This window comes from Streptomyces sp. NPDC017890 (assembly GCF_044328675.1).
In the GTDB taxonomy this organism is placed as follows: domain Bacteria; phylum Actinomycetota; class Actinomycetes; order Streptomycetales; family Streptomycetaceae; genus Streptomyces.
Genome location: NZ_JBIRHU010000039.1, coordinates 1 through 20,123, shown reverse-complemented (window position 1 = coordinate 20,123; position 20,123 = coordinate 1). Strand labels below are relative to the sequence as shown.

The following is a 20,123-nucleotide window of genomic DNA, read 5'->3' as shown; positions in this document are numbered from 1 at the left end:
TTCAAGTTGGCGAAGACTCACTGCAGGGCTCCTGCGCGGCGGCCCTCGGCGAGCAGTGCTTCCACCAGTTTCGACTTCACGCCCGGTGCCAGGAACATAAGGGGTTCGGCGGACTGGTTCCGGTGGATCTCCATGCGGTGCGCTCCCATGTAGAGCTCCACGACCGTTGTCTGCTGGATACCGGTCACGTCGCTCCAGGCCACGGAATCGGTCACCCGGCCGAAGCGGTTGGTCACGGCCACCCCCTCCGCCAGGAGGTAGCACCGGTTCATGCCGAGCCGGGCGGTCAGCAGACGCCATCCGAACGTCACGGTGTACACCGCGATCACCACCGCCGTCGTCCAGGCGAGGTTCCCGTCGACCTGGTCGGGAGTGAACACGGTGAAACCGGCCATGACAACCCAGGCGATCAGCAGGAATCCCCGGAGTATCTGCAGCAGGGTGCCCACGAGCGGGTTCATGACGGCGTAGTCCCCTCGGATCGGACCGAGGCCCGCTCCGGACACGCGAGTGCGCACGGTTCCCCCATCGGCCAGCTCCGGTCCGAGCCTGACGTGCGGTCGGCAAGACAGGGCATACCCCTGCGCACAACGCCTCGAACAAGCTTGACCTGGTTCGTGACGGCTGGTGCGGGCCGGTGCTGGTCGATGAGGACGACTTCGGCGCCCTGTACGGCGGCGGTGGTCTCGTCGAGGATGCCCTGCGTCATGATCCACTCGGTGGACTGGACGGTGTGGTGCTGCATCTTCGGCAGGCCGGCCGCGGCGGCGCGCTTGCCGAGGCGGCCGGTACGCGCGACGGTGATGCCGTGGCCCCGCAGCTCCGTCTTTATGCGCTTCAGAAGCGTCGTCCTGTCCGTGGAGTGGGTGCCGAGCACCGCGATCCGCAGGGGCTTGGAGGAGGTCACCACAGGGTGGGGTCCTTTTCTGGTTCGGGGGCGCCGGGCAGTCCGGGCGGCACGGCCGCGGCGACCACCCGGTCCCAGGAGTCGTATCCGGAGGCCATGGCGATCAGGAGCTGCGCGGTGGCGAAGGCGTCGAAGGTGGCCCGGTGCCGGGCGCCGGGCGCTTCGCGCAGGTCGGGCTGTACGTGCTCGATCAGCTTGTCCAGGCTGTACTTGCCGAGGTCGGGAAAGGTGGCTTTGGCCAGGCGGAGGGTGTCCAGGACGCCGGCGGGTTCCCAGCCGGGCAGGTGGGCGCTGAGGACGCGGTAGTCGGTGTGCGCGTGGTGCGCGCAGATCCAGGTGTCGCCCAGGAAGGCGCCCACCTGGTCCGCGACTTCGGTCCACGCGGGCTTTCCGGCCAGGTCGGTGTCGGTCAGGCCGTGCACCCGCGTGGCGAACGGAGTGACCGGATGATGCGGGCGGGTCAGCCACCAGCCCGCGGTGCTCTTGTCGGGGCGTCCGTCCCGGATGGGCAGCGCGGCGACTTCGACGAGGTCGGGCGGGTTGGAGCCGTTGCCTTCGACGTCGACGACGAGCAACGCGGGCCAGGTGGCGAAGTACATGCTGTCTCGGATCCGTCCTCCGCCTCCCAGCCGATGGGGGCCCGGCCGTGCTGGCGGTAGTGGTGGGGCTTGCTCCGGTCGTGGCACTGGCAGCCGAAGCCGTGCCGCAGGCAGTAGCGGGGCGGCTCGTCCAGTCCTTCCACGACGATGGCACGGTCGTTGACCTCGACGTCGCCGGTCGCGCCGACGGCGGCCGTCTTCTCGCCGTCCTGTCCGATGACGGGGACGAAGCCGCATAGTGCCATGACATCGCTGACGAGCCTGTCGCCTTGCCGACCGGGTCAGGGCCACGGATCGTGCCTGGCCGAGCCAACGGAGGGGAGGAGCATGAGCCGGCCGCAGTCGGGGAGCTGTTCGCACCACGCTGCGGGCACGCCCCAGAGGCCCACGGCGGTCAGCATCCGGTTGTAGGAGCGTCATCCGGGACGCCGATGCTCAGCGGATCATGTGGCAAGTCACTCGCTGAGCGGATCATGGACCGCGATAGCGGACGATTGGGTTGCAGGAACGGGGGCGGCGGTGGTTGTCGAGGTGGGGTACGCGCAGGCGTGGGACCTGAAGGCTTGCGCGCCCTGGCGGCCGACATCCGCGGAGGAGGCCCGGGAGCGGGATGTCGCCGGGCTTCCGTACGTGGTGGTGTACCGGGAGCCGGGCCGGGAGGCTCCGCTGGAAGTCCGGCTCGTCTCCTGGCGGGACCACTATGTCGGGCTGTGGGTCTACGACGCCCAGGGCCGCCGTACCTACGACCGGGACATGCGGCTGCTGGACGACCCGTCGCGGCTGCTGCGCCGGTACTCCGTCGGCTGGTACTACACCGGCCCGGAGATGGCGGATGTGTCAGCCCGCCCAGGCCTCGGCGTCGTCGGCCGGGACGGTGGTGGCCAGGCCCAGCTCTTTGCGGGCGGCGACCGACTTGTTCGGGTCGATGCCGGTGAACGCCGGGTCGTAGGCGGCGTAGAACGTGTCGGCGTCGGTGGCGTCCGCGGCCTTTGTCCAGTTGCCGGCCGCTTTCGCCAGCGTCGAACGGAGTGTGCCGATCTCGGCGCCGTTGATGCCGTTCAGGCCCTCGAGGTGGGTCTGGAGCGCGGCCGCGACGGCTTTGGCCTGTGCCTTGTAACCGGGCAGGTCGGCCTCGACGGTGTCCTTCTCGGACTGGTTCGCCCATAGGGCCTCGTAGACCGAGTTCGATCCCTTGAGGTACGTGAGCTGTTCGGGCTTGAGGGACTTCGCGGTGTCCAGCGTGCCGCTCAGCGCGCCCTTCTCGGCGGTGTAGGCGCAGCTCACCGAGCGGTCGCCCGTTGCCCAGCTCTGCGCGGTCGGGGTGTAGTAGAAGAGCTCGGCGCTCTCGGGGAGCGCCCAGGTGTCCGGGGTGTACTTCTGCGCCTCGACGGGGCAGCGGGTGTCCGCGATCGCCGAGACCCCGTCGTCGCCGGGGTATTCCTTGCCCTCGTCGATCGAGAACTCGCCCACGACCTGGCCTTCGTGCGCTTCGTCGCAGGGCACGATCTCGACGGTGTACGCCGTCCCCTCGGCCTTGCCGGACGGGTTGTAGCAGTCACCGGTGTCCAGTGAGAACACCGAGCGCTGGCGGGCCACCTTCTTCGCGCCGTCCTTGGCACTGTCGACGGCGTCGGTGACGTCCGAGCACCCCACCGCGCTGATCGCGAGCAGGGCGGCAACGGCGGGTATACCGCGAAGGGAACGATAGGGGGCACGGGCAGTCATGGCGTGTACATCCTCTTACTTGATCTTTATGCGAGGTATGCGGATCGTATGCCATCTCTGTGTCCGGTCGTGACCCGGTGGCTCGAGGACAGGCCCTCACCTCATCGCGGTGTATCAGACTCGGGACGGGCCGCGAGGGTTGTACCGGCACGGAGTCGGCGGCACGGGCCCGGCCGGCCGATCGTCCCGCTGCGGTGGGGCTGCGCACAGGGGGTGAGCGTCGTGATGCCCGTCGTCGAGTGCTGCGTGCTGGCCGTCGACGGTGCAGCCGGCGCGGGTGGGACCGCCCCTCCAACGAATGACATCGTCGTCGGTAGTGGCAGTGCCGGGCCACGGCCTGACGCCTTCGCCGTCATCGCGACCAACGCAGCGCATGGATGCGAAGGGGCGGGCGGGGCCGGTTGCCAGCGGCCGACGGACTTCTGCCACGGTGAGCGGGACCATGGTGGAACCGTTTCTGCGTCCTCCTTTGCCGCCGATCGGGCCGCCGTGGCCGTGAGAAGGGCATGCGCGAGCATGGCCAGGGTGAGGTGCCTCATCCATCGGACGTCGCGGCGGACTTGGTAGGGGTCCAGGCCGCACTCGTTCTTCGCAGCCTGGAAGCGTTCCTCGATCGCCCACCGACGTCCGGCAACGCGCACGAGCTGGTCGATGCCGGCTCCCACCGGCGCGTATGCGAGGCAGCAGGGGAACCTGATCGGGTCTGCTGATGCTGGGCCGGGCCAGCATCAGCGATGGTGGGTGGGCCGCTCACCGTCGAAGTCCTCGATCACCGGGAGCTGGACGGCTGCCCAGTCATAGACGCGCGGGCCGTTGGCGCCGTCGCCGCACGAGCGTTGCTCCCGTGCCTCATCCGGTGCTTGGCTGAAGAGATGGTCGATCCGGCCGAAGCGGGGCATCGGCTGGGACTTCGGGACGGCGAGCACATAGCCGACGGCGGTTTCTTCCAGTACCCGCCGAAAGCGCCACTCCTGGCCGTAGGCGGCATCCGCGGTCACCCAGGCGATCGGCAGCGGCGAGGCGAGTGCGCGCACGTAGTCACGCATGCGGCGTCGCAGGTCGGCACGGCCGAAACGGTGGCCGGTGCCCAGGAAGAGGTCGTCGAGTTCACGGTCCCAGGCCGCGTCGGCAAGGTCGTCGATCACGCTGGAAGGCTGCCCTCGTCACTGCGCAGACAGTTCTCCATGTCATTCGTTGGAGGGCGGTCGCGCCCCTGGCGTACCGGCAGCCGACTACACTCCCGACGGCGCCTTTGACCAGGCCAGATAGCGAACCGCTGCTGGAGTACTGGATCACCGTCTCCCTCGCCGTCTACTGACCCCGGTAGGAGGAATCGCCCGTGTGGCACGGTGCTGTCGCCCTACTCGGGTACCGATCGGGGGGGTGCGGCATGCAGTGAGGGCCCGGCCGGCGCGCGCCGGCCGGGCCCTCACTGCTGTCCTGGTGTCAGCGTGCGCTTGTCGCGTGGGTCAGACGGCCAGGGGGGCGCCGAGCAGCGCGGAAGCCCGCTGCAGCGGACTTTCGATGCGCGCGGGGGCGGCCTGGGGCAGGGTGCGGCAGGTGAAGCCGAGCAGGGTCATGGCCCTGAGGACTTCGCCGGCGCTGAAATCGCGGCGGTCCTGGCGGGTGATGACCTGGCCGACCTGCTTGACTGGGTAGTGGCGTCGTCCGATGATCACGGACTCGCCGGTGACCGGTTCGGGTTTGATGCCCTTCATCGAATCCAGCACGCCGCTCTTGGTCAGGTTGAACGGGAAGCGGGCAATGACACAGCGCATGATGCCTCACAGGCGAAGAGGAAACGGGCCGACCGCCGTTGAGCGGTCGAGCGGTTGAGCGGTTCAGCGGGAGAGGGCGAGGACGCCCAGGGCGCTGCCGTGTTCGTCGACCACGGGCACGGGCCCGAGCCGCTCGAAAGGCATCGCGTCCTCGGCTTCTTCCCTCGAGGCCAGGGGGGAGAGGAAGGGCCCGCTGCGGTCGGTGAGGTCGTCCAGGCGGACCCGGTCGGTGTATCCGGGGCTGTCCCGGACGGCGGTGAGCCGGGCCTGGGTGACCAGGCCGAGGCACAGGCCGTCCTCGTCGCAGACGAGCAGATGCTCGGCACGTGCTGCGGCCATGACGGACAGCGCCACCTCGACGGTCATGTCGTACCAGACCTGCGGCCCGGCTGCGTCCATGGCGTCGGCCACCGTGCTGTGCACGGGGTGAGCGCTCACGGAATGAATCTGTGACTGGACCAGCGTCAAAGGGTGCCTCCTGCGCAGACGGGCCGGGTTTTTTGATCAGGGCGGTTTATGCGGCCGCACCGGCAGTGGACTGGAGTGCGGGGGTGCGGTAGGTCGCCGAGGTGGGGCGGCGCCGGCCGCGGGAGGTGGCACCGCGTTTCTTGGGGCGGTCAGCCACCGGTGCGGTGATGACGACCGGGATGCCGGTCGGGGCCTGGGCTCCGGTGATCCGGCTGAGGGCCTCGTCGCCCGAGCGGACCTGGGTGGTCTGCGGCCGGATCCCGGCGTCCGACATGAGACGGACCATGCCGCGGCGCTGGTTCGGTGTGACGAGCGTGACGACGCTGCCGGACTCACCGGCACGGGCCGTGCGGCCGCCGCGGTGGAGGTAGTCCTTGTGGTCGGTCGGGGGGTCGACGTTGACGACGAGGTCGAGGTTGTCGACGTGGATGCCGCGCGCGGCGACGTTGGTCGCCACCAGCACGGTGACGTGTCCGGTCTTGAACTGCGCCAGAGTACGGGTGCGCTGAGGCTGGGACTTGCCGCCGTGCAGGGCGGCGGCCCGCACCCCGCTGTTCAGCAGGTCCTGGGTCAGCCTGTCGACGGCGTGCTTGGTGTCGAGAAACATGAGCACCCGGCCGTCGCGTGCGGCGATCTGGGTGGTGGTGGCGTGCTTGTCGGCGCCGTGGACCTGGAGCACGTGGTGTTCCATCGTCGTGACGGCGCCGGCCGAGGGGTCGACGGAGTGCACGACGGGATCGGTCAGATAGCGGCGCACGAGCAGGTCGACGTTGCGGTCGAGGGTGGCCGAGAACAGCATGCGCTGTCCCTCGGGGCGTACCTGGTCGAGCAGGGCGGTGACCTGCGGCATGAAGCCCATGTCGGCCATCTGGTCGGCCTCGTCGAGGACGGTGATGGAGACCTGGTTCAGCCGGCAGTCGCCGCGGTCGATGAGGTCCTTGAGACGACCCGGGGTGGCGACGACGACCTCGGCCCCACCGCGCAGTGCGCTCGCCTGCCGGCCGATCGGCATTCCGCCCACGACGGTGGCCAGCCGCAGCTTCACGGAGCGGGCGTACGGGGTGAGCGCGTCGGTGACCTGCTGCGCCAGTTCACGCGTCGGTACGAGGACCAGCCCAAGCGGCTGCCGGGCCTCGGCGCGCTGTCCGGCCGTACGGGCGAGCAGGGCCAGCCCGAAGGCGAGGGTCTTGCCGGAGCCGGTACGCCCGCGGCCCAGCACGTCGCGGCCCGCGAGGGAGTTCGGCAGGGTAGCGGCCTGGATCGGGAACGGTACGGTCACGCCTTGCCGGCTGAGCGCGGCCAGCAGTTCCCCGGGCATGTCGAGATCGGCGAAGCCCTCCACAGAGGGAAGCGCGGGAGTGATCGTCCTGGGCAGCGCGAACTCCCCCTGCACTGTGGCGGGCCGGCGGCCGTAACCGCCGGAGCGGCTCGGGCCGGCCGACCGGCGCGGGGCCGGCGAACCGAAGCGGCTGCCACCCCTTCCGGAGTCGGCACTGCTATTACGGGTGCGGGCGAAGCGGTCGTTCGTACGTGTGCGGTTCATGCGGAACCTTCCTCGATGCGGCACATATCAAGGAATTCCCGCAGCGATGAGCGGCACGGAGAATTGCAAGAATGGACCGACGGAACGGCGGCAGCGAATCCCCCGACGGTGAACCCGTGCGAGCGTAGGCGCTGAAATGAGTGGCGCGGTGGGAACTCAATATTCGGAGCGTCCACGGCGAGGTAGCTATGAAGGGATGCGTCTGCACCCCTGAAGGACGATCCGTGTGCGGTGAGCCTACGGATTTCCTGGTTGTCGTCCGCAGGTGGAATCACTGCGGAAAACGCATGTAGCTGGGGCTCGCACCCCGGGAGGATGCGGGCCCCAGCTACAAGAACGCGGCAGTCAGCGTCAGGCGGGAACGATGTTCTCAGCCGTCGGGCCCTTCTGGCCCTGCGCGATGTCGAAGTTCACCTTCTGGCCCTCCAGCAGCTCGCGGAAGCCCTGGGCGGCGATGTTCGAGTAGTGGGCGAACACATCAGCGCCGCCACCGTCCTGCTCGATGAAGCCGAAGCCCTTTTCCGCGTTGAACCACTTCACGGTACCAGCAGCCATGTCATTCTCCTTTGGGGCAATGCATCGGAGCCCGCACCGTGCGGACACCGTGTCGCCGCGATGATCACCCCGCCCGGAAAAAACCGGAAATACAAAAGCGCTTCCAGTGGAACAATGGCCGACCGGAGAGCACTTGAAGTTTCGGGAACCACAACTGCAACTGAGATCGACAGTAGCACGCCGCAGCAGCCGGCGTGCGGTGAAAAATTCCTCTCCGCTCATTGCGGCAAAGAATCTGTCAGCCTGTTCCGTTGAAATCTCAACTCGCGGGCGCAGATATTGACACACCCGCGCGCCGTCATATGTAGCATGCCCGCGCCTCCGCGATCAGACTGGCCCATGCGTTGGTGCCGGCGGATTGGACGACGGCGGCACCGCCGGCTCCGGCCACGGCCATGAACGCTTCGGTGAGCGTGTGCCAATCCCTCGAGTGCGGGAAGCTGACGCCTCAGGCCGCGCTGAGGCATGCGACCAGTGTCCCTGGCACCTCTGACAACAGACCCCGTCAGAGATTCCACGGGAGACCTTCGCTGTCTGCGCCCACTCCACACCCGGCTCCCGCAGCGCCTCTTGTCCAAGGGCGGTTTTCCTGATCAGTAGTTGGTGGTCTGGCCTGCACTGATCAGTTTGTGGTGCTTCGGTGGGTGGGGGGATTGCAGTGTGCCAGTAGCTGCAGTGATTGTGGGCTTGTACCGGATCAGCGGCCTGACCTGTGGCTTCGTCAGTTGTCTGGGCGATCAGGTCGTGTCATCTGCGCTGCGCAAGGCTCAGGTTCAATGGTCGTTGGTATGCGGCGTCGCGAGATCGCCTCGTGTGACATGCTGCCGGCCCATGAGGGGACGAGGTAGCTGTGAACGTCGCCGAGTGCGAGACGGAGCGGGCCGAGGAGTCGGTGGGCGAGGCCGGGGGAGAGGTCCTCGATTGCGAGGGCCGTGGTGGCGAAGCGACCTTCCGTCGGCGATGGGCAGGTAGGTGATGTCACCGACCCAGGCCCGGTCGGGGGCGGGTGCGGTGAAGTTCCGCCGCAGCAGGTCGGGCACCGCCTGGGCGGCGGGGCCCGGCATCGTAGTGCGGTGTCGCCGTCGCAACATCCGTCCCTGAATGTCGTGTTGGCGCCTGAGCCGCTCGATGCGCTTGCGGTTCACCATCACACCGCCTGCGCGGAGTTCGGCGGTGATCCGCTTGGCTCCATACGTCTTCCCGGACTCGGTGTGGACCGTGCGTATTCGTCGGGTGAGTGCGGCGTCCGCGGCCTTCTTCGCGGCTCGGTCCGGGGGGCTTCAGCCACCGGTAGAACCCGGACCTCGACAGGTTCAGCACGGTGCGCAGCCGCTTCACGCCGAAGGCGCCGCGGTGGTCGGCAACGAACTCGAAGCGGCTCACCAGTTCGTCTCGCCCGCAAAATACTTGGCCGCCCGGCGCAGGATGTCGCGTTCCATCTCCAGCTCGCGGACTTGCTTGCGCAAGGCCGCGAGCTCCGCGTCCTTCGTGGACTGCGCGACCCCCTCGGGCCGCTCGGCATGCTCCGCGGTCTTGATCCACTGCCGCAGCGTCTCGTGGTTCACGCCCAGCTCAGCGGCGACGCGCGAGACGGGCCGGCCCGATGAACGGGCCAGTGCCACCGCGTCGGACCGGAACTCCGCCGAGTACTTATAGGCCCCCACCTGGGACTCCTCTCCCTGGACCCAAGATCCAGTGTCGAGGTGTCCACGATCAAGGTGGAAGGCCCGGGCACCGCCCCTGCCATGGAACGGAGCCCTGATGTCCCCGCACAAGCCCCTTCGTATCGCCGTAATGAAACCTGGAAAGGTTCGGGTGGGACACCCAGGCCACGGTCATGGACAGGTGAGGCGCACCCCAGGCCGACAAGGGTCATTTGACGGGGTCTGCCTCGCAGTAACTGCCGCGCTGGGCATGGGCGCTAGCTTGTCGGCTTCGGCGACGGCGGCGTTCCAACTGAACTCGTTGTTGTCGCTGAAGTAGTAGTAGGTGGCGCCGTTCGGCATCATCGCGACGGTGATGCCGCCGTATCCCGACATGAAGGGTACGTAGAAGGGGCAGGTGTAGGCGGGGTTGTCGGCGGAGGTGAACTCGGCGCCCCAAAAGCCGTTCTGGTACTTCATGGGCCTGGTGCCGGTGGTGGTCATGCCCCGGTCCTGCGGCGTGCGTTGCATGGTGGCCGCGAGCAGTGCCGGGTCAAGTATCTGCGTGCCGTTGACGGCGCCGTGGTCGTTGTTGAGGAATTTCGCGAACCGGGCGACGGAGTCCTGCGTCCAGAACATGCCGTAGCCGCCGAAGGCTGCCCCGCCGGGGCTGTTGTCGGTGCGGGAGGAGACGAGGGAGTCGGGCCCGACGCCGATTGGTTCGAGCACGTCATCACGGAGCATGTCGAAGATGTCGGCACCCGAACCAGCCTTTACCTGCAGGTAGTTGTTCATCGCGCGGCTGGCGAGGAAGGTGTCCGAGGTGTGGTAGACCCACTTGCTGCCGGGGCTGGCCTTACGCGGGAAGGACAGAGCGAGTCGCATCTTGACGGCGTACGGCTCGGCCGCGAAGAAGTCCGCCATGGTGCGGCCTGATTCGTCCCTCTCGTAGCCGGGCGAGGTGTAGTTCCCGGTGGCCATGTCGAGGGTGCGGTCGAGGGTGACGCCGCTCCAGGCAGTCTTGCCGGCGGTCTCGGGGATGCGGACGGAGAGCTTCTCCCGGGCCACGGCCGGGCCGTATCGCTGCGCCAGGCGCAGCATGGCGGTTCCCGCGAACGCCGACTTCGCCGTCGAGTACGAAGGCAGCAGCATCTGGCCGCAGAATGGGTACTGCCCTTGCCGGGTCCGACAGTTGCCCACGTAGTGGACCCCGCCGAAGTAGAAGCCGAAGGTGCTCAGCGCGGACGGCGTGATACCGGAGCCGAACTTCGCCACGTCCACCTGACTGTCCGGGTAGTCGGTGGCCAGCGTCGGGATGGGCTTGGTCGGGAGCCGGTCCCTGACCTCGGAGGCGTACGCGTCGCGCAGGTTCTCGGCGCCGTCAACGGGACCGGGCCGGTAGTCGGCCGGTACCTGGCCCCACATGTCGAACTGGAAGTACTCGCAGGTCTCCGTGGTGATCTGGTAGCGGACTTCGGAGATCGATGTGTGGTCGAAGAGGAACGTCAGGGCGCCGTTGTGCACGCAGTTGGCGTTGCGCTCGACGAGCGCGAATGGCAGGGAGGCGCGGGTGCGTTGGCCGTCGCCGTCCTCGTTCCACGCGCGGCCGGGTCCCACCGCCAGGTTCCACGCCTGGTTACCCGTGTACTGCAGCCCGCGCTTCGCCGGGACGAGGTGGCTGCCGTTCTGCACGAGCGCAATGTCGACCGGCGGTAGGTGTCGGGTGGCTGCTGCGTCTCCGTATCTGTTCGGGTCCTTCAGTGCGCGGAATCCGCCGGCGGTGGAGAGGCCGTCGAGGGTGAAGGTGCCTTCGAAGCTGTGGGTGGGTGGCGCTGCTTGCGCCGGCAGGGCGAAGGCACTGTCGGACACGGTGTCCTCGGCGGTGCCCCCGGTGAGTTGGCCGGCGGTGAGTGCGGTTCGGTTCACCGCACCGCTTCCGGTGAGCGGATCCCCTGGTACGGGTGCGGCTACGGCGGGCGCCGCCATCGTCGGCAGCGGGGCGGCGAACAGCCCCGCGAGCACGGCGGCAGTGGCGGCGGCACGGCGTAGCCGTCGGGCATGGAACAGTCTCGGCATGGTCCGAGGTCCTCTCGGGCTGGCAGCTGTTGGGGGATATCGCCGCATGGTGGGGCGCGCCGGGACCGCCGTCCAATGCCTACCCGGTCTGGTCAGGCTGCTTGCCGGGTATACCTCCAGCTCTCGTTGGCCTGTCGGCCGTCGGGTCGGTGTGCGGTCACGCCTCGCGTCGTGGTGAGAGCTGTGGTCGGTAGTCGTCGCTGCAGTTCACAGGCGGTCGGCGACCTGTGGCCCGTACCGCTCGACACAAAAGCGGGACAACCCGGCCGCGAATGCTTCGATGCTGCGCAGCGCGTAGTGGCCGGCGTCCCACGCCGCGTGCAGGTGGATCTGCAGCGGTTCGCTCGTACTGTCGAGGATCAAGAGCGGGTGCAGGTCGAAGCGGGGATCGTCGGAGACCACCGCGACACCATGGCCCGAAGCCGCCATGGCCTGAGCGACGTGCGGGGTGTCGCATTCGAGCACGATGTCGTAGGAGGCGTCCGCTTCCTGCACGGCATAGTCCAGGATGCGGCGGGTGCGGTGCGCCGGGGTGAGGACGATGAGTGGCTCCGCGGCAAGCTCCCTGATAGTGACGCGGTCCCGGTCCGCCCAGGCATGGTCGGCACGGACATAGGCCCACAGCGGCAGGCGAGCCACCGGAAGCCCGGCGAAACGGCGTCTCGGAGGTGCCGAGGAGATGGCCACGTCTGCGCCCTGCGCAAGGGCCTGGTACGCACGTGCCGGACTCTCCGCCTGCACAGTGACGAGCGGATCCTCCGGTCCCCAGGTGGCCAGGAACGGTGCGATCACGTCGGTGATGGTGGTGGGCGGCGCCGCCACGGTGATCCGCATGGCGCGACCAGCAGCCAGCGCACCGACTGCGGCCTCGGCGGCGTCCGCGCGAGTGACCAGGTCGCGGGCCAGGGGAAGGAAGCGCAGGCCGGCCGCCGTCAGGGCCATCTGCTTGCCGCCGCGGTCGAAGAGCGTCATTCCCAAGGATTTCTCCAAGCCGCGTAGCTGGCGCGACAGGGAGGGCTGGGCGACGTGGACCACCTCGGCAGCCTTGGTGACGGAACCGGTCTCCACGATGGTCAGGAAGTAACGCAGCACTCGGAGTTCCATGGCGGTGGCCCCTCGGGAGACGGAGGAGGCATGACACCTACATGCCTCAGAGGCATGGTAATCACCCCTGGCAAGTATTTGAAGCTATGGCTGACCGGTCGCATCCTTGTCCCACCGGAATGTCTGGCGATCGGCGCCCGAACATCCGTCGACTTCTCACCGAACAGTTCTTTCGATTGGCTGGTGTTTCCGCATGGCCCGCCCCCTGCCCCTGATCCTCGCCCAGGCGCCAGGCCGCCCGGCCGACGACCTCGCAGGCTTTGCCGCCGACGTGGAGCGGCGCGTGAAACTGCGCGCACCCGGCGCCCTCGTCGTCTACCCCGAACTGCACCTCGGCGAGAGCGCCCCCGGCGTTGCGGCCGCCCCACAGGAGGGGGCCGAGCCGCTCGACGGCAAACGCGATGCGGCCTTCGCCGAGCTCGCGGGGGATCTGGGCATCTGGCTGGTGCCCGGCAGCGTCTACGAGCGAGGCACCGGCGACCGCGTCCACAACACGGCACCGGTCTATTCACCCCGGGGTGAGCGCCTCGCCGCGTACCGCAAGATCTGCCCGTGGCGGCCGTACGAGACGACCACACCCGGCAACCGGTTTCAGGTCGTCGACCTCGCAGGGGTTGGCCGCATCGGACTGTCCATCTGCTACGACACCTGGTTCCCGGAGGTCTCCCGCCACCTGGCATGGATGGGCGCAGAGCTGATCGTCAACGTGGTCCGCACGCCGACGAGCGACCGCACGCAGGAAGTCGTCCTCAGCCGCGCCAACGCCATCACCAATCAGGTCTTCGTCGCCAGCGTCAACGCTGCCGCCCCCTCCGGGGTCGGCCGCAGCCTCGTCATCGATCCACAGGGCACGGTGCGCGCCGAAATCGTCGACGCCGGCGACTCCACCCTCACCGACGTGATCGACCTCGACGAGGTCGGCAACGTCCGCCGCTACGGCACCGCCGGTCTCAACCGGATCTGGGACCAATTCCGCCCGGGCGACCCAGCCCTCGACCTCCCGCTGTACGGGGGCCGCATCGACCCCGCCACCTGGAACCCCGCCCACACCACCGAGGAGCCACCACGATGAACAGCGAGACAACCGGGCACACCGTGAGACTGAAGGGCGACCTGAGCCTCTTCTCCGTCGTCCTGTTCGGCCTGGCTTACATCTCCCCCGGCGTCGTCGTCACGATCTTCGGCGTGGTCGCCGCCACCAGCGGCGGCGTGGCCCCGACCGCGTTCGCCGTCGCCACCCTCGCGATGTTGCTCACCGGGCTGAGCTACGCAAAGATGGCGCGCGCCGTGCCCGGCGCGGGGTCGGTCTACACCTACGCCCGCAAGATGCTCGACAGCCGCATCGGCTTCCTGTCCGGCTGGGCGATGCTGCTCGACTACTTCTTCATCCCGATGGTCGGCTGGCTGATCACGGCGATCTACTTCAACGCCCAGTTCCCTGAGACACCCAAGTGGGTCTGGCTGATCGTCTCGGTGGGCATCACCACCGCCATCAACGTCTTCGGCATGAAGCTCGCGGACCGTGTCAACAAGGTCCTGATGTTCATCGCTCTGGGATCGCTGGTCCTCTTCGCCACCCTGTGTGTCGTCTTCCTCGGCAAGCACGGCTCCTCCGCCCCTGCAGCGGACGCCCTGTGGAACTCCGGAGCTTCGATCGGCGCGGTCACTGCGGCCGCCGCCATCGCCGCGTACTCCTTCCTCGGCTTCGATGCCGTCTCCACGCTGGGCGAGGAGGCCAGGGGCGGGGCGAGGACGATCGGCCGCGGCATCATCGGCTGCGTCATCGCCGCCGGAGCGATCTTCATCGTGCTGTCCTTCGTGATGCAACTGGCCCACCCCGGCGCAGAGTTCGCCGACGTCGACGCGGCCGCCTATCACCTGAAGGTCCAGGTCGGCGGCGAGACGTACGCCGAGATCATCAACTTCGTCACCATCGCCGGATCGATCGCCTCCTGCATCGCCCTGCAAGCCTCCGCCGCCCGCCTCATGTACGTCATGGGACGCGACGGCGCACTGCCCAAGGCCGTCTTCGGCAACCTGTCGAAGAAAACCGGCACGCCCGTCTTGAACCTGCTGCTGACCGCGGCCGCCGGCGTCATCGCAATGAAACTCGACCTGACCACAGCCACCTCATTCATCAACTTCGGCGCCTTCCTCGGCTTCGCCCTGGTGAACGTCTGCGTGATCGCCCACCTGGTCCGAGAGCGCAGACACGGCCGCACCCCCAACCTCTTCTCGTACCTGGTGATGCCGACCATCGGCGCCGCCGTCTCCCTCTACCTGCTCACGAAGCTCGGCGACGTCGCACTCCAGATCGGCGGCGTCTGGCTGGCGGTCGGCGTCGTCTACCTGGCCGTCCTGACCAAGGGCTTCCGCCGGCCCGCACCGGAGATGACCTTCGACGACGACACCGCGGCCACGGACAGAGTCACCGCATAGCTCCCCTCCGTCGCTCGGGCCCGTCGTGCGGGTGAGCGGATTCATCCGCAGGACCACGACGAAGCCCGTCGCCTGCTCGCCGCCGCACTCAAGGCCTGCACCCACTGCCAGCCCGACGTCCAGCTCCCCATCATCGTCTTAGGGCTTGCCGGGAACAAGTCGTGGCTTCAGCTGTGGGGATCGTTGTTCTGGTAAGGGGAGACCGGAGGGGATTGAGGCGGTCCTGGCTGCGAAGTTCCAGGCGTTGTTGCCGCATCTGGACGGGCGTCAGCGTCGACTGGCCATAGGGGCGGAAGCGCGGTCGCTGGGGCATGGCGGGATCAGGCTCGTCGCCGCTGCAGCCGGGGTGCGGGAGGGCACAGTCTCGCGCCGGGGTGGATGAACTGGATTCCGGCCGGGCGCCGTTGGGGCGGGTCCGTCGTCCTGGTGGGGGCCGGAAGAAGGCGACCGAGCTGGATGCGGGGCTGCGGCCGGCGCTGTTGGCGCTGGTCGAGCCCGACGAGCGGGGCGATCCGATGTCGCCGCTGCGCTGGACGACGAAGTCGACCCGGAGACTGGCAGTAGAGCTGACCCGGCGGGGCCACCGGGTATCCGCCGACACCGTTGCCGGCCTGCTGCGGGAGGAAGGATTCAGCTTGCAGGGCAACGCCAAGACCATCGAAGGCGCCCAGCACCCGGACCGGGATGCCCAGTTCCGCTACCTCAACGAGCAGGCATGCGATCACCGGGACGCCGGTGACCCCGTGATCAGCGTGGACACCAAGAAGAAGGAGCTGATCGGCGATTACAAGAACGCCGGGCAGGAGTGGCGGCCCGCCGGGCAGCCCGTGAGGGTCAACACGCACGACTTCCTCGGCCAGGCCGAGAAGGTGATTCCGTACGGCATCTACGACCTGGCGGCGAACACCGGTTGGGTCACCATCGGCACCGATCACGACACCGCGGCGTTCGCCGTTGCCTCGATCCGTCGCTGGTGGCAGGCGGTCGGCCGGCACGACTACCCCCACGCCCGCCGACTGCTGATCACCGCCGACGGCGGGGGTTCCAACGGCTACCGCACCCGCGGCTGGAAGACTCACCTGGCCGACCTCGCCGCCGAGACCGGCCTTGAGATCACCGTGTGTCACCTGCCGCCCGGCACCTCGAAGTGGAACAAGATCGAGCACCGGCTGTTCTCCCACATCACCATGAACTGGCGCGGCAGGCCCCTGACCAGCCATGAAGTCATGCTCCAGACCATCGCCGCTACCACCAGCCGCACCGGTCTGACCGTGCACGCCGAACTCGACAGCGGCGAGTACCCCACCAGCATTCGCATCAGCGACGAGGCCATCGCCGCCTTGCCGCTCACCCGCCACCGTTTCCACGGGGACTGGAACTACACCTTTCACCCCGCAGATCATCAACCGGGCCCATGCCTGCCTTGGCAACACGGGTGGCTGGCCGAGAGCTCTCGCCCCCTCACGCTCCATGACCTGCAGCACCCCGAGCTGACCGGCATGCCCCGCAAGCAACTCAGCGACCTCATCGACACCCTGGTCCCCGTGCTGGAAGAGCACCGCGAACAAGTCCGCCAAGCAGCCCGTGGCGGCCCACGCCGCGTCGCCCCTGACACCGGCCGTAAACCCACACTCACCCCCGCCGACCAGATCCTGGCCACCATCCTCTACCTGCGGAAACACTCGTTTCAGGAGCTCCTCGGCCAGCTCTTCAACACCACTGCCATGACCATCAGCCGTGCAGTGAAAGACGTCCGCCCGCTCCTGGAAGCCAACGATGTCTGCCTCCCTGCCTCAACAGCCCGTTTCCGCACACCAGACGATATCGCCCGGTGCCTCGCCCCTGACGAAACCAAGATCAAACCAACGTGTTGATTTCCGGCAAGCCCTTAGAAGGGGGGATCGGGCCTTGACCCCTGATGTTGAACACACGAGACACTGGATCCTGCGGATCTGAGAACGGACATCTCGTGGTCATGAAGAACTACCCGCCGGAGTTCAAGGCGGACGCGGTCGCGCTGTACCAGTCGCGGCCGGAAGCGACGATCAGGTCGGTCGCCGCCGATCTGGGAATCAATCCGGAGACTCTGCGGAACTGGGTTCGGGCAGCCGGGGTGAGTCGTCCCCGGGGGCGGCGGACGCAGGAGCCCTCTCAGCCGTCGGCGCCGCTGGAGGCGGAGAACACCGCCTTGCGGAAGAAGGTCCGTGAGTTGGAGGAGGAACGCGAAATCCTGCGTAAAGGGCGTGAAGCGGCTGTGCAGCATCCTCGGCGTCAGCCGCTCGAGCTTCTACTACTGGCGCCGGACAGCCGCCGGCCGGGCCGCCCGGCAGGCGGCCAAGCCTGCAGGTCAGCAGGGGTTCGGCGCAGCATGAGCGCCGTCGGGTCCAGCGCGGACAACGCACTCGCCGAGTCCTTCAACGCGACCTTCAAACGCGAGACCCTGCAAGGAAGAAAGAGCTGGCCAACCGAGCGCGAGGCCCGACTCGACGCCTTCCGATGGCTCCACCGCTACAACACCCGACGCCGACACTCCCGCCTCGGACAACGATCACCGATCGCCTACGAAAACGCCTTCCACCTCAGACCAACTACGCTGGCACAAGCCGCATAACCCGTGTTCAAGATTCAGGGTCAAGGCCCCACCTTCTGCCCGCTGGCGTTGACTCCGACAGCCCAGTGATGGGCCTTGCTACGCCCGGTAGGTTTTCTCCAGTCGTCAAGTGCTGTTGGAGGAGGGGGACATGAGGAGCATCAGCATGTCACTCAGAGCCGGTGTGCTGGCTCTGGTGTGTGCCACCGGATTGCTGGGCGGCAGCCCGGCGCTCGCTGCGGAGTACCCGTACACGCCGAGCAACCCGCAGACGCATCCCGGGGGGAACTGCGTAACCGCCGGATCACTGCCCTGGTTCGGGAACACGGACGTGCGTCTGTCGGTGGGCGTCGACGGACAAAGCAACACCGAAGGCCACCCACAAGCCCGGTTCGTCCTGCGTCAGCAGGACAGCAGTGAACCCGTACTCGACGTGTCGGTCCCAGCTGGCTCCAGCGGCTCCGCCACCCTGCGCGTGCCCCAAGACCTACTTCCCGAAAAGGAGAACTACTGGTGGCAAGCACGATTGGAGGGCATCGGCGGTACCTCACCGTGGACCACCGCCTGCGGGTTCAACATGGACAGGACGAGACCGGCTGAACCTGCCATCTCCTTCCTCGACGCAGCCACCTATCCCCAGGGCGCGCCGCCCGGCACGCCGCGCACCATACGTTTCACCCTTCCGGAGGGGACAGAGGCCACCCGCATCTGCTTCGACCCGGAACGTGAGCTCAACGGTTGCCCGGAAGGCCAAGGCGTCCCGATCGGACCGGAGGGAACCGTCACGGCCACGTTCATCACTCCCGAGCGAACGGGCCCGGCGAGCATCTCGGCCCGGACGGCAGACAGAGCAGGCAACATCTCCGATCGCGTCCATGCCGGGTACTGGGTCCAGTACCCCTTCATCGAGCGGTTCGGCGACTACAACAGCGACAGCCACCCGGACCTGCTCGGTGTCGGCGAAAACGGCAAGCTCGTCCTGTCACCGGGTGTCGAGGGTGGGGGTTTCGCCACCTCCCAGGTGGCTGACGGAAGAGACTGGTCGCACGCCACGGTGGCAAGGGCCAGCTGGCTCCTGAACCGGTACGGTCCTCAAGAGGCCAATGATGTCCGCAACGACATCGTGGCCCTCCAGGACGGCAAGCTGTTCGCCTACCCCGGTGACGGTCTCGGTGGGTTCGGCGCGCCAGCGGAGATCACTGGCTACGACTGGTCCCACGTCACCAGGATCGCGTTGAACCGGACTGAAGACTCCAGTCCCATGCTGCTGGCCGTGGAATCCGACCGACTCCTGCTTTTCGAACTGCAGTTGCAGGAAGAGCTATGGGTCGGTGAGCCGTCCGTCCTGGGCACGAGCGGCTGGAGTTCGACGTCGGTGCACTTCTCGGACACGCCCTCGGAATCGGGTGCGCCCTCCTTGTGGGCCCGAGACGCGGAGCAGGGGACATTGCAGCTCTTCCCCCTCGACTACGGCACCAGCCAGATGTGGGACCTGGGCACACCGACGACGGTCGCCGCGGCCGGCTGGGCAGCAGCACAGCGTCCCCAGTTGGCCGTCGTCGGTGACGTGAACGCCGACGGAACCGTTGACGTGGTGACCGGCGACGGGGCAGGGGAACTCGCACTGCATCCGGCAGCGCCGGACGGCAGCCTGGGACCCCCTGAGGCGCTGAGTTCCCCGGCCTGGAAGGACCACACCTTGTTCTGACCCCCGGTTGGCCAACGGCCCTCGGGCTCCCCTGAGGGCCGTCGCCTTGCCACACCGCGGAAGTGCTCCCGACTGCTGAGCCGCTCCGCGCGCAGCCGTCCTGTTCCCCGGTCCTGTGTCAGGAGGACATGTGCAACGTGGCGAAATCTGGTGGGTGGCTTCGTCCACCTTCAGTGACAGCGTTTGTCGACCAGTTTGAGCGGCGATTAGCGATCTCTGGGACGATGAATATTCATGAGTTTTGACGGCGCTTCGCGTCAGTGATCTTGGCCTGGAGTCCGTACGGAGCAGTCGTGTCCGTCGCCGGGCAGGCCCATGATGTTCAGCACGGGTTCCTCGCCCTCGGGGATCTCGAAGGTGAAGTTCGCTCCTGACGGGATCGCCGTGAGTGAGCACTGGTCGCCGAAGGTCAGCGGAGGATAGGGCTCCCAGGAACAGCCGGTCTTGTCCAAGGCGGAAACGACGTCCGCGTGTTTGAGCCCCGCCGGGAAGGTGCCCGTTCCCCCGACAGCCGACGGGGGGAGCTCGACGACGTCACGCCAGGTCTGGACGCAGATGAGGGAGACCTTGCGGCAGCGGCAGACACTCAGTTCAAGGTCTCCGTAGGCGAAGAGCCGCGGCCACTTTCTGTTCCGGCTCATTGCTCCGATGTCCCACGGTTCGCCGAGTGCCGCGGTCACATCGTTCCAGTCGGCCCCGCTGAACACCGGGCCCAGCCGACCCGTCTTCGCCATGCTGGTCAGGACATCGAGAATTTCCACGAGGCAGAGCCTGACAGGTGCCCTGACCAGCAGTCCAGCGGCTTCAGGGGTCAGCCCGCTGCGGGTTGTTCGGTTCGGGCTCGGGTGCTGGCGAGGCGGTAGGAGTCGGTGCCGGTCTCGATGATGGTGCCGTTAACCTCGAAGTTTCGTGACGGTCCGCCGACGGAGTCGGTGGACCGTTTTCGTGCCGTGGGCTGAGGGTGGGCAGGCCGAGGGCCCGAGTGTCG

General features: G+C 67.8%; 19 protein-coding genes and 4 pseudogenes. 8 read left to right on the top strand and 15 right to left on the bottom strand.

Annotated features, from left to right (window positions below; all coding sequences use genetic code 11):
- Positions 1-17 precede the first annotated feature (17 nt).
- The 3 genes from ACH4F2_RS33595 to ACH4F2_RS33585 are packed head-to-tail and all read right to left on the bottom strand — an operon-like array spanning position 18 to position 1,506.
- Positions 18-461: a hypothetical protein gene (locus ACH4F2_RS33595; protein WP_398136522.1), complete on the bottom strand. Its 444-nt coding sequence runs from the start codon at positions 459-461 to the stop codon at positions 18-20.
- Entirely contained in the window at positions 458-907 is a 450-nt protein-coding gene (locus ACH4F2_RS33590; RefSeq protein WP_398136521.1) for a hypothetical protein, read from the bottom strand. The genes ACH4F2_RS33595 and ACH4F2_RS33590 overlap by 4 nt, the downstream gene beginning before the upstream one ends.
- The gene (locus ACH4F2_RS33585) at positions 904-1,506 is read right to left on the bottom strand and encodes an exonuclease domain-containing protein (protein WP_398136520.1); all 603 of its coding nucleotides are present in this window, start codon (positions 1,504-1,506) and stop codon (positions 904-906) included. Before ACH4F2_RS33585 ends, ACH4F2_RS33590 begins: the two co-directional genes overlap by 4 nt.
- Positions 1,507-1,586: 80 nt before the next feature.
- On the opposite strand from ACH4F2_RS33585, the gene ACH4F2_RS33580 reads away from it, so the two are divergent.
- On the top strand, positions 1,587-1,745 hold the full coding sequence (locus ACH4F2_RS33580) for a hypothetical protein (protein WP_398136519.1): 159 nt from the start codon (positions 1,587-1,589) through the stop codon (positions 1,743-1,745).
- A 598-nt stretch (positions 1,746-2,343) separates the two neighbouring features.
- Here the strand turns inward: ACH4F2_RS33580 and ACH4F2_RS33575 are convergent.
- The 6 genes from ACH4F2_RS33575 to ACH4F2_RS33550 form a co-directional block, all read right to left on the bottom strand.
- Positions 2,344-3,231 (bottom strand): septum formation family protein, encoded by an 888-nt coding sequence (locus ACH4F2_RS33575; protein WP_398136518.1) that lies wholly within the window; start codon positions 3,229-3,231, stop codon positions 2,344-2,346.
- A gap of 728 nt (positions 3,232-3,959) precedes the next feature.
- A complete protein-coding gene (locus ACH4F2_RS33570; protein WP_398136517.1) occupies positions 3,960-4,376 on the bottom strand; it encodes a hypothetical protein in 417 nt (138 codons plus the stop codon).
- A gap of 324 nt (positions 4,377-4,700) precedes the next feature.
- Positions 4,701-5,009 (bottom strand): SCO5918 family protein, encoded by a 309-nt coding sequence (locus tag ACH4F2_RS33565; RefSeq protein ID WP_398136516.1) that lies wholly within the window; start codon positions 5,007-5,009, stop codon positions 4,701-4,703.
- Between the two features lie 63 nt (positions 5,010-5,072).
- Entirely contained in the window at positions 5,073-5,477 is a 405-nt protein-coding gene (locus ACH4F2_RS33560; protein WP_398136515.1) for a CBS domain-containing protein, read from the bottom strand.
- Between the two features lie 46 nt (positions 5,478-5,523).
- A complete protein-coding gene (locus tag ACH4F2_RS33555; RefSeq protein ID WP_398136514.1) occupies positions 5,524-7,020 on the bottom strand; it encodes a DEAD/DEAH box helicase in 1,497 nt (498 codons plus the stop codon).
- Between the two features lie 351 nt (positions 7,021-7,371).
- Positions 7,372-7,575, bottom strand: coding sequence for a cold-shock protein (locus ACH4F2_RS33550; protein ID WP_003973099.1), 204 nt, complete (start codon positions 7,573-7,575; stop codon positions 7,372-7,374).
- A gap of 60 nt (positions 7,576-7,635) precedes the next feature.
- Here ACH4F2_RS33550 and ACH4F2_RS33545 point away from each other — a divergent pair, with 60 nt between their 5' ends.
- A complete protein-coding gene (locus ACH4F2_RS33545) occupies positions 7,636-7,830 on the top strand; it encodes a hypothetical protein (protein WP_398136513.1) in 195 nt (64 codons plus the stop codon).
- A 518-nt stretch (positions 7,831-8,348) separates the two neighbouring features.
- On the opposite strand, the pseudogene ACH4F2_RS33540 reads toward ACH4F2_RS33545, so the two are convergent.
- From ACH4F2_RS33540 to ACH4F2_RS33525, 4 genes and pseudogenes are all read right to left on the bottom strand, one after another.
- A pseudogene (locus ACH4F2_RS33540) lies at positions 8,349-8,810 on the bottom strand (IS3 family transposase); the annotation flags it as partial.
- Positions 8,811-8,954: 144 nt separating this feature from the next.
- Entirely contained in the window at positions 8,955-9,239 is a 285-nt protein-coding gene (locus ACH4F2_RS33535) for a transposase (RefSeq protein ID WP_398136512.1), read from the bottom strand.
- A 171-nt stretch (positions 9,240-9,410) separates the two neighbouring features.
- Positions 9,411-11,294 (bottom strand): hypothetical protein, encoded by a 1,884-nt coding sequence (locus tag ACH4F2_RS33530; RefSeq protein ID WP_398136511.1) that lies wholly within the window; start codon positions 11,292-11,294, stop codon positions 9,411-9,413.
- Positions 11,295-11,501: 207 nt separating this feature from the next.
- Positions 11,502-12,398, bottom strand: a complete 897-nt coding sequence (locus tag ACH4F2_RS33525; protein WP_398136510.1) for a LysR family transcriptional regulator — start codon at positions 12,396-12,398, stop codon at positions 11,502-11,504.
- Between the two features lie 193 nt (positions 12,399-12,591).
- Between ACH4F2_RS33525 and ACH4F2_RS33520 the strand changes: the two genes are divergently transcribed.
- From ACH4F2_RS33520 to ACH4F2_RS33495, 6 genes and pseudogenes are all read left to right on the top strand, one after another.
- A complete protein-coding gene (locus ACH4F2_RS33520) occupies positions 12,592-13,470 on the top strand; it encodes a carbon-nitrogen hydrolase family protein (RefSeq protein WP_398136509.1) in 879 nt (292 codons plus the stop codon).
- A complete protein-coding gene (locus ACH4F2_RS33515) occupies positions 13,467-14,837 on the top strand; it encodes an APC family permease (protein ID WP_398136508.1) in 1,371 nt (456 codons plus the stop codon). The genes ACH4F2_RS33520 and ACH4F2_RS33515 overlap by 4 nt, the downstream gene beginning before the upstream one ends.
- Positions 14,838-14,876: 39 nt before the next feature.
- Positions 14,877-15,032 (top strand): hypothetical protein, encoded by a 156-nt coding sequence (locus ACH4F2_RS33510; protein ID WP_398136527.1) that lies wholly within the window; start codon positions 14,877-14,879, stop codon positions 15,030-15,032.
- A gap of 28 nt (positions 15,033-15,060) precedes the next feature.
- Positions 15,061-16,711, top strand: a pseudogene (locus ACH4F2_RS33505) (ISAzo13 family transposase).
- Positions 16,712-16,806: 95 nt separating this feature from the next.
- A pseudogene (locus ACH4F2_RS33500) lies at positions 16,807-17,448 on the top strand (transposase).
- A gap of 130 nt (positions 17,449-17,578) precedes the next feature.
- A complete protein-coding gene (locus ACH4F2_RS33495; protein ID WP_398136507.1) occupies positions 17,579-19,135 on the top strand; it encodes a hypothetical protein in 1,557 nt (518 codons plus the stop codon).
- Between the two features lie 257 nt (positions 19,136-19,392).
- Here ACH4F2_RS33495 and ACH4F2_RS33490 read toward each other — a convergent pair whose 3' ends face one another.
- Together ACH4F2_RS33490 and ACH4F2_RS33485 are read right to left on the bottom strand one after the other, a co-directional pair.
- Positions 19,393-19,896, bottom strand: a complete 504-nt coding sequence (locus ACH4F2_RS33490; protein ID WP_398136506.1) for a hypothetical protein — start codon at positions 19,894-19,896, stop codon at positions 19,393-19,395.
- 50 nt (positions 19,897-19,946) lie between these two features.
- Positions 19,947-20,030, bottom strand: a pseudogene (locus ACH4F2_RS33485) (ATPase); the annotation flags it as partial.
- Positions 20,031-20,123: the final 93 nt, after the last annotated feature.